The sequence below is a fragment of the Candidatus Angelobacter sp. genome (assembly GCA_035607015.1).
In the GTDB taxonomy this organism is placed as follows: Bacteria; Verrucomicrobiota; Verrucomicrobiia; order Limisphaerales; family AV2; genus AV2.
The window spans coordinates 1-8,405 of the sequence record DATNDF010000316.1 but is presented as its reverse complement, the minus strand read 5'-3'; the positions used below and the strand labels follow the sequence as shown (position 1 = coordinate 8,405).

General features: G+C 59.3%; 9 protein-coding genes. 7 read left to right on the top strand and 2 right to left on the bottom strand.

From position 1 onward, the window contains the following. The 5 genes from VN887_12640 to VN887_12620 all read left to right on the top strand — a co-directional run. The coding region (locus tag VN887_12640; GenBank protein HXT40853.1) for a hypothetical protein at positions 1-1,120 on the top strand (1,120 nt) is incomplete at its 5' end. Between the two features lie 112 nt (positions 1,121-1,232). After that, a complete protein-coding gene (locus tag VN887_12635) occupies positions 1,233-3,287 on the top strand; it encodes a right-handed parallel beta-helix repeat-containing protein (GenBank protein ID HXT40852.1) in 2,055 nt (684 codons plus the stop codon). A 56-nt stretch (positions 3,288-3,343) separates the two neighbouring features. Next, complete coding sequence (locus VN887_12630; protein HXT40851.1) at positions 3,344-3,880, top strand: hypothetical protein; 537 nt, start codon at positions 3,344-3,346, stop codon at positions 3,878-3,880. Positions 3,881-3,924: 44 nt separating this feature from the next. Then, a complete protein-coding gene (locus VN887_12625) occupies positions 3,925-4,167 on the top strand; it encodes a GlsB/YeaQ/YmgE family stress response membrane protein (protein ID HXT40850.1) in 243 nt (80 codons plus the stop codon). A 108-nt stretch (positions 4,168-4,275) separates the two neighbouring features. Further along, the gene (locus VN887_12620) at positions 4,276-4,917 is read left to right on the top strand and encodes a hypothetical protein (GenBank protein ID HXT40849.1); all 642 of its coding nucleotides are present in this window, start codon (positions 4,276-4,278) and stop codon (positions 4,915-4,917) included. Positions 4,918-4,967: 50 nt separating this feature from the next. Here VN887_12620 and VN887_12615 read toward each other — a convergent pair whose 3' ends face one another. Then, entirely contained in the window at positions 4,968-5,375 is a 408-nt protein-coding gene (locus VN887_12615) for a response regulator (protein HXT40848.1), read from the bottom strand. 246 nt (positions 5,376-5,621) lie between these two features. On the opposite strand from VN887_12615, the gene VN887_12610 reads away from it, so the two are divergent. Then, entirely contained in the window at positions 5,622-6,356 is a 735-nt protein-coding gene (locus VN887_12610) for an MIP/aquaporin family protein (GenBank protein HXT40847.1), read from the top strand. A gap of 127 nt (positions 6,357-6,483) precedes the next feature. After that, positions 6,484-7,965: a glycerol kinase GlpK gene (gene glpK, locus VN887_12605; protein HXT40846.1), complete on the top strand. Its 1,482-nt coding sequence runs from the start codon at positions 6,484-6,486 to the stop codon at positions 7,963-7,965. A gap of 55 nt (positions 7,966-8,020) precedes the next feature. Here the strand turns inward: glpK and VN887_12600 are convergent. Further along, on the bottom strand, positions 8,021-8,405 hold a 385-nt coding region (locus tag VN887_12600), incomplete at its 5' end, for a gfo/Idh/MocA family oxidoreductase (GenBank protein HXT40845.1).

The window sequence follows — 8,405 nt, the reverse complement described above, 5'->3', positions numbered from 1 at the left end:
GAAATCGGTCATCACTTCCGTCGCGATCATCGCAGTCTCATTATGTCCGGGCGCAGCGTCCGCGCGCGCCCAGCAGCCGCCGGAAGCCCCGACGGCGCCGGTCGCGCCGGCCCCGCCGCCGCAGGAGGAAGAACTCGCGCGAGTTCAGGAACAGGTCAAACGCGAGATTGCCCAGGCCCAGCAAGCGGCGCCAGCTGCGCCAGCGGCTTTGGGTGACGTGCCCATGTTTCACGAGCGACTTCATCAGATTGTGCGTCGTGGAGGAGGCGGTTCCGGAAGAACACTCGTGATTCGATCTTCCGACACGGACGCGAAGGTGCAGGCGAACCTCGAAGAGGACATGGCGGTCATGTCCCGCATACTTGACAAAACGCTCGATGAAAAGTTGGGGGGGAATCAATCCTCGCGCACGGCGATGGGTATCGATGTTTTGATCGCCCCCGGCGGGAATCCGGTTCGCAGTCTGTTCCTGGAGGGATACGGGACGGTGTTCATACTCAATGTCCGGCTTCCTTTGCTGCCCCCGCCGGTGAAGGCCACGGAAAAAACGGAAAAACCGCACGAAGACACCGCCTGGGATGAAGCCAGACGGGAGCTCTACGGCCAGCACAACGACGGAGGCGAATTCGGGAAGGCGATTCAGGCGTACACAGAAGCGTACGGGAGATTCGGCTGGGAATCCCGTCCGACCCAGGCTTATGACGAGAACAAGGTCAGTGAACTCAAAGATGCCCTGTTGCAAGCCCTCAAGAACGCAACCAACATCCGTCATTTGCCGTCCGACGAATTTGTCACTGTCTGCCTGTTCGGCCCCGGCTCTGCCTCCACGGCAAAACTCAAAGTCGTCCAGGGCATCAAGAAGGCCGGCGACGATCCGAATGCCACGGTCGTGCCCGACGAACGCACTCAATCGACAATCGTCATGGATAAGGGCACGGTTGATTCGGACAGGCCTCACGGCACGATCATGACGATCCGCGTGAAAAAAGCGGACGTGGACGCCTTCGCGAAAGGCAAATTGGACCTCGACGATTTCCGCAAGAAGGCCGGCATCACAACCTACACCGGAGACACGGGCGGCTGGGGCGGAGGGAACTTTTTCGGAATCGCCGCGCCCTGACGGTTGGGTCGCAAACGGTACGGATGCCGTGGAGGCAGCTTGTGTTGCGCCACGGCATTCGTTTTGGTTTTTTGTTTGACAGGATTTGCCGCGCTACCGGCATCCTGTTCCCATGTTCCGGATTTCACCGCTCCCTGCCATTCTGCTTTCTGTCATCTCAATCAACGCTTCGGCGCGGCCACTTACCATTTACGTCGCCCCGAACGGCAATGATCGGTGGTCCGGCCGACTGGAACGGCCATCGCCGGATCGAAAGGATGGTCCGCTGGCATCACTGCCTGAAGCGTTAAAGAAGACGCGCGCGGCCAGACGGATCCCTGACAAGCCGTGGGATCGCGCCACGATTCTCCTGCGCGGTGGAACCTACCCCGAGCCGGGGACCATCGAGTTGTCTCCCGAGGATTCAGGTTCGGATGGGAAACATCCTTTCACCATCGCAGCCTACCCGGGTGAAACACCTGTTCTCTCCGGCGGACGACGCATCACCGGATGGAGGAGAGTTGAAGGCAAGCCGGATCTGTGGCAGGCGGACGTTCCGGATGTCCGCGCGAACAGGTGGTATTTTCACCAGTTGTTCATCAACGGCCGGCGACGGCAACGAGCGCGCACACCCAACACCGGATACTTTCTGGCCGACGGCGACTATCTGGCGGACAAACCCGTCAAGTTCAAGTACCGGAACGGTGACCTCAAAAAAGACCGGGTCAGCGACGGCGCCGAGCTGGTGGCATTGCACAAGTGGGTGGATCTGCGTCAATTCATCCGGGATATGGATGAGACGAATCACATCGTCACGTTATCGGGCAGCATTGCCGAACACGTGAAAGAAGGCAACGCCCGTTACTTCATCGAGAACACGCCTGATGCGCTTGATTCGTCCGGCGAATGGTACCTCGATCGCAAGACGGGCATTCTGACGTATTGGGCGGACGCCGGTGAAGATTTGAACAAAGACGAAGTCATCGCACCATTCCTCAAATTGCCGTTGATGCGGTTGGCCGGTGACTTCACGGCAAAGCAGGCCTTGCACGACGTCATCATTCGTGGCCTGACGTTTGCGCATGCGGACTGGACGCTTCCCGAGGATGGATACCTTGACACTCAGGCGGCCGTTCACGTTCATGGAGATGTGTTGCTGGAAGGCGCGACGAACTGTCGTATCGAGCGCTGTGCTTTTGAGCATCTTGGCAATTATGCTCTGGAGCTGGGCCGCGGCTGTCAGCGCTGCGCCGTCATTGTGAATGAATTCTTCGACCTCGGCGCGGGAGGAATCCGGATTGGCGAGACGACGACCCGGACCGATCCGTTTGAACAAAACTTTGGCCACGAGATCAGCGACAATCATCTGCATCAGCTCGGCCGGGTGTTTTCGCCGGCGGTCGGCATCATCATCTTTCAAAGCGGCCACAATCACGTCGCGCACAATCACATCCACGATCTCTACTACACGGCTGTTTCGGTGGGCTGGAACTGGGGTTATCAGGAAACTCCCTGCCGCGACAACGTGATCGAGTTCAATCATCTGCACGACATCGGCCAGGGCGTGCTAAGCGACATGGGCGGCATTTACACGCTGGGGGTCCAGAAGGGGACCATCCTGCGAAATAATCTGATTCACGATGTAAACGCGTTCTCCTACGGCGGCTGGGGACTTTACACGGACGAAGGCAGCACGGACATCCTGCTGGAAAACAACCTCGTCTATCACTGCAAAAGCGCAGGTTTCCACCAGCATTACGGTCGTGACAATATCATTCGCAACAACATCTTCGCCTTCGGAGACGAACATCAACTGATGCGCACGCGCGAGGAGGAGCACGTGTCGTTCGTATTCACGAACAACATTGTCTACTTCGACTCCGGAATGTTGCTGGGGAGCAATTGGAAAAACGACCACTTCGTGATGGATCGCAACGTCTATTTCGATGCCCGGGCGGGAGCGTCAGCCGGAACCATGAAATTCGCCGGCGCGAGCGTTGACGAATGGCGCCGGCGCGGACACGATGTTCATTCGCTCATTGCCGATCCGCTTTTTGTCGCCCCGCGCCAACTTGATTTTCGATTGAATCGCAACTCCCCCGCGTTGCGGCTCGGTTTCACTCCGATCAATCCGCGGGAGGCCGGCGTCCGCCCGCGGTTCAAGAAGCAGGTGCATGACACCGACTGAACGCGTGCCCGGAGAAAACCTTGTTCCGGTGTTTTCATCCGTGGTAAATGGCGGACATGAAAGTTGACGCACTTCACATCGGCCAGAAAATCCGCCACCCGCAATACGGCGTCGGAACCGTGACGGCAATCACCGAACACAGCGCCGACATCCAATTCGACGACCTCAAACGGACCGTCGCGCCACAGACGAGCGAGATACAACCCGCCGAGGCGCAGGCTGCCATCAGCGGGCTCGACGTTCCCCTCGGCCAGCTTGTCCGGCAAATTGTCGCGGAAGTCATCAGCACACTGGGGCTCGACAGGCCGGACTCCATCGTTGAACAGCTCGCCACGCGGTGGCGTGGCGGCATGCTGATTCTAAAACCGGCCGATCCCGCCCTTCAACCCAAAGAAGTCGAACTGGAGGTCTTCTTTCACAAGATCGTGATGATGCGGAACAATCTCCGGGTGCTGGAACAAAGGATCAATTCGAGCGAGGCGCTTTCCTCCGCCGACAAGTTCGACTGGCAGCAGTACGTCACCCGCTGTTACGGATCGATGACGACGTTCAACGTGCTGTTCAAGAGCAAAGAAGACCAGTTCAGCACCTGAGTTTTTGACTTGTTTGCGCGCGCCGCCGAGGGGAGGCTTCCACCATGAGAGACGGCTTTCTCATTTTTCTTTTCATCGGACTGGCGGCTGGGTGGCTGGCCGGACAATTCACCAAGGGGCGCGGATTCGGTTTGTTGGGAAACCTGGTGGTTGGCGTCGTGGGCGCGCTTCTGGGAGGCTTCCTGTTCCGGCTCGTCGGCTTGGCATCATTTGGACTGCTAGGCGAACTCATCATGGCGACCGTCGGCGCGATCGTCCTGGTTTATCTCATCAGCTTGATCAAATAGCCGGCGCCGTTTCCGGCCCGCGATCGATCCGGCAATTCAGTCGTCCAAGCCCGGCGGCGGCCGCGTCACGGCAAGAGCACGATGCGCTCCCTCATTCAGCCACAAGTCTTGAAAGCCGCCGCCGCAGGAGCGGCCATAACGACGCTCGCCAGCTATCCCCGTCTGGTGTTATGGACCGAGCGGCCTCATCAACTGTGGTTCCTGACCCTGACGCTCGCCTGGACAACATTCATCCTCTGGAGTTTCGTCTTTGGCTGGAGCCCGAAATACGCCCTCAGGCCGGTCGTTGCCGTTCAACCGACATTCCGTTCCTGGAGCGCGGCGACCGCAGCGGGCCTCGCCGGCGTGCTGGTCCTTGGCTCAATCATTGATCCGATCTTGCGGCCGCTCGTTCCCGGCGATTACCCGACCAACATCGAGTCGTGGCTCGCGTTCACATGTTTCGCGCTTGCTTTTGATCAACTGTTCCTTTGTTTCGCGCCCTTCGCCTTCTTTCTGCGACTCACCCGAAAGCCGGCAACCGCGGCCAGCCTGACGGTGTTGTTCGGCGTCGTCCTGGTTTACATAAAGGCAAGGACCTGGTCAGACCAGTTCTCCTCGTTGTTCATCATCGAATTGTTTGCCTGGCGGGTCGCTGCGGGCTTTCTGTCGGTTTTCTTTTTCGTCAAGGGAGGCGTGCTGTTGAACGCGTGGTGGATCCTCCTCCTGCAGGTCCGGCACTTGATTTTCTTCGGTGCCGCGCAAGGTTGAAGCAAACCCGGGACGAGGGCGGACGTTGGAGGTGGTCGAGTCGTGCGCTGCTACTGGGACAACAGCGCCTTCACCAGCGCAAGCAACGAGTTTGTTGTATAAGGCTTCGGCAAAACCCGGTCCGGACGGAAGGGATACTTTTCGATCTCTTCGTCCAGAACATTCGCGCTGGCGGCAATGACCTTCAAGGTGGGATGAATCAGCTTGCAACGGTGGATCAATTCCAGCCCGTTGATGCCGGGCATCCGAAAATCGCTGATCAGCAGCCGCGGCTGGGTTTCGGCGGATTCCAGCGCACCCAATGCCTCCAACGGATCGTTGAACACCCGTGTCGAATATCCCTCTTTGGTAAGAAACACGTCGAGCATTTCGCCAAGTTCGGCCGAGTCATCCACCACAAAAATGGTGGCAGGCGATTTTTTCCCGCTCGTCGCCTGCTTTGGAGTCTGGTCGTTCATAGCATGGTACAAGGCTGCAGCACTTCTGCGCGTCAACTTCCGGATTGCGGAGAGAACGCCATAAACGAATGGGATAGTCAATTGGAAACAGTCGTCTGAAAAACGGTCGGGGCCCGTGGCTCGAACCTCTGAATCCGGTGGAGCCCGCGTCGCGCGAAGAAGAAATCCGAGGACCGTCGTTTTGGATGGACAGGACGCGGAATGATTTGGTTAGTTCATCGCAACAACCTGTTCCAAAACGAATCTATGCCCCCCTTTCTTGCTGAATTTGTCGGGACCATGATGCTCGTCCTTCTTGGCGATGGCGTGGTGGCGAACGTGTTGTTGAACAAATCGAAGGGTCAAAACTCCGGCTGGATCGTGATCACGACGGGGTGGGCGATGGGAGTGGCCCTGGCGGTTTACTGCGTGGGGTCGATCAGCGGCGCGCACCTCAATCCGGCGGTTACGCTCGGGCTGGCGGCGATTGGGAAGTTTTCCTGGAATCTGGTGCCCGCCTACATCGCCGCACAGGTGGCGGGCGCGGTCATCGGCAGTGTAATCGTCTGGCTCGCCTATTTCCCACACTGGAGGGAGACGCCCGACGCAGGAGCGAAGCTGGGCGTCTTCTGCACCAGCCCCGCGATCAAACTGGCGCCGATGAACCTTGTGACCGAGATCGTGGGCACGTTTGTGCTCGTACTGGGTGTGCTCGCGATCCTCTCTCCGGACAACCTTGTGCCCAATTCCGGTTTCGACAAAGGATTTGGGCCTTTCCTCGTCGGCGTTCTGGTCTGGTCCATCGGGCTGTCGCTCGGCGGGCCGACCGGATACGCGATCAATCCCGCGCGTGATTTCGGCCCGCGTCTGGCGCATTCCTTCCTGCCGATTGCCGGGAAAGGTGATTCGAATTGGGGCTACGCCTGGGTGCCGATTGTCGGCCCGATCATCGGCGGCATTTTGGGCGCCTGGTTTTACAAGCTGCTGTGGAATCCCGCGTAAGCCAAAACCGCAGCCTTGGAACGCATGAATCGAACCGCAGGAAAGGCCGGCCTCACTCGACCTCAACGGCGTTACGGCCCCGCCTTCCGCGAAAGCCCTCGTCACATTCCCTAGAAAGGATCGCCCGATGAAATATGTTTTGGCTTTGGACCAGGGAACCACGAGTTCGCGCGCAATCATTTTCGACCAAAACGGCCGCATCAAGGCCGTGGCACAAAAGGAGTTCCCCCAGATTTTTCCGCGGCCCGGTTGGGTCGAACACAATCCCAACGACATCTGGTCCACCCAGGCCGGCGTCGCGGCGCAGGCCCTCGCCCACGCGGGTCTGACGCCCGGCGACATGGCGGCGATTGGCATCACCAATCAACGCGAGACAACCGTCGTCTGGGACCGTAAAAGCGGAAAGCCCATCTGCAACGCCATCGTCTGGCAGGATCGCCGCACTGCTGCGGTATGCGACCGCCTCAAGGCCCGCGGATTGGAAAAGTTGATCCGGAAGAAAACCGGACTGGTCCTGGATGCGTACTTCTCCGGCACAAAACTTCAGTGGATTTTACGGCACGTGCCGGGAGCCCGAGCCAAGGCGACGGCGGGTGAACTGGCGTTCGGCACCGTTGACTCGTGGCTGGTCTGGAATCTGACCGGCGGCCTGAAACACGTGACGGATGCAACCAACGCCTCCCGCACCCTGTTGTTCAACATCCATACAGGTGAATGGGACGACGAATTGCTGGATTTGTTCGGCGTGCCGCGTTCGATCCTGCCTGAAGTCCGCTCATCAAGCGAGGTGTATGGCCGAGCGACGCATTTTTCCCCGGCCATTCCCATTTCGGGCATTGCCGGCGACCAGCAAGCCGCGCTTTTTGGACAGATCTGCAACCGGCCCGGCATGGTCAAGAACACTTACGGCACCGGCTGCTTCATGCTGATGAATACCGGCACAAAACCCATCACCTCAAAGAACAATCTGCTCACCACCATCGCCTGGCGGATCGGCGACCGCACCGAGTACGCGCTGGAAGGGAGCATTTTTATCGCCGGTGCCGTGGTCCAATGGTTGCGGGACGGCCTGGGGATCATCAAATCGTCGTCCGAAGTCGAGGGGCTCGCCGCGCAGATGCCCGACACGGGTGGCGTCTATCTGGTACCCGCGTTTGCCGGGTTGGGAGCGCCGCATTGGGACCAATACGCGCGGGGAGTGATTGTCGGCATAACGCGCGGGACCAGGGCTGCCCAGGTCGCCCGCGCGGCCCTTGAAGGCATCGCCTATCAGGTCATGGACGTCCTGCGTTCGATGGAGGCGGATGCCGGCATCCGGCTGAAAGAACTTCGCGTCGATGGCGGCGCTTGTGCAAATAATCTTCTCATGCAGTTTCAATCTGACTTGCTCGGTGTTCCGGTCGTGCGCCCGCGTGTGTCTGAAACGACGGCCCTCGGCGCCGCCTACCTGGCCGGATTGGCGGTCGGCTTCTGGAACGCTCCGAGCGAGATTGCCAGACAGTGGCAGATTGACCGCCGATTCGTTCCCGGAATGAAACCCGCCCTGAGAAAAAAACTGTGCGCCGGCTGGACGAAAGCATTGGTGCGCGCCAAAGCGTGGGAGGAATGACCGGGGAGACCCGGGGCCGCAACCGTGCCCTGTCGTTCCTCATCTTTACGGCAAGTCAGACCCTGTCCGCCTCCGGATGGACCCACGGTGCGCGATACGGACGGCGCAAGAGGCTGTTGGCTTCGTCGTCGCCGGCCACCCGCCCTTTCGCCGGGTCCCAGGCCAGGCTCCGGCCAAGTTTCATTGCGAGATTGGCGAGAATGCACGAAGTCGTCGAAATGTAGCCCTGTTCGATGTCGGCAACGGGCCGACCGCGCGAGGCAATGGCCTTGAGGAAATCCTTCATGTGCCAGCGGATCGCCGAGGCGCAATGTTTCTCCAGGTCTTTCTCCGTCTGGTCTTCCGGGTATTTGTCGTATTCGTACAATGGCTCGCCGTGCGCCGCGGATTTGTTCGCGCCCGACGGGATGAAGTCATAACTGAACACGCCGGCCTTCAGC

Bases quoted from the DNA above. Each gene is read 5' to 3' on its own strand.
- VN887_12615 (HXT40848.1), bottom strand. From the start codon at position 5,375: ATGAACGACCAGACTCCAAAGCAGGCGACGAGCGGGAAAAAATCGCCT.
- VN887_12610 (HXT40847.1), top strand. From the start codon at position 5,622: ATGCCCCCCTTTCTTGCTGAATTTGTCGGGACCATGATGCTCGTCCTT.
- glpK (HXT40846.1), top strand. From the start codon at position 6,484: ATGAAATATGTTTTGGCTTTGGACCAGGGAACCACGAGTTCGCGCGCA.
- VN887_12630 (HXT40851.1), top strand. From the start codon at position 3,344: ATGAAAGTTGACGCACTTCACATCGGCCAGAAAATCCGCCACCCGCAA.
- VN887_12625 (HXT40850.1), top strand. From the start codon at position 3,925: ATGAGAGACGGCTTTCTCATTTTTCTTTTCATCGGACTGGCGGCTGGG.
- VN887_12635 (HXT40852.1), top strand. From the start codon at position 1,233: ATGTTCCGGATTTCACCGCTCCCTGCCATTCTGCTTTCTGTCATCTCA.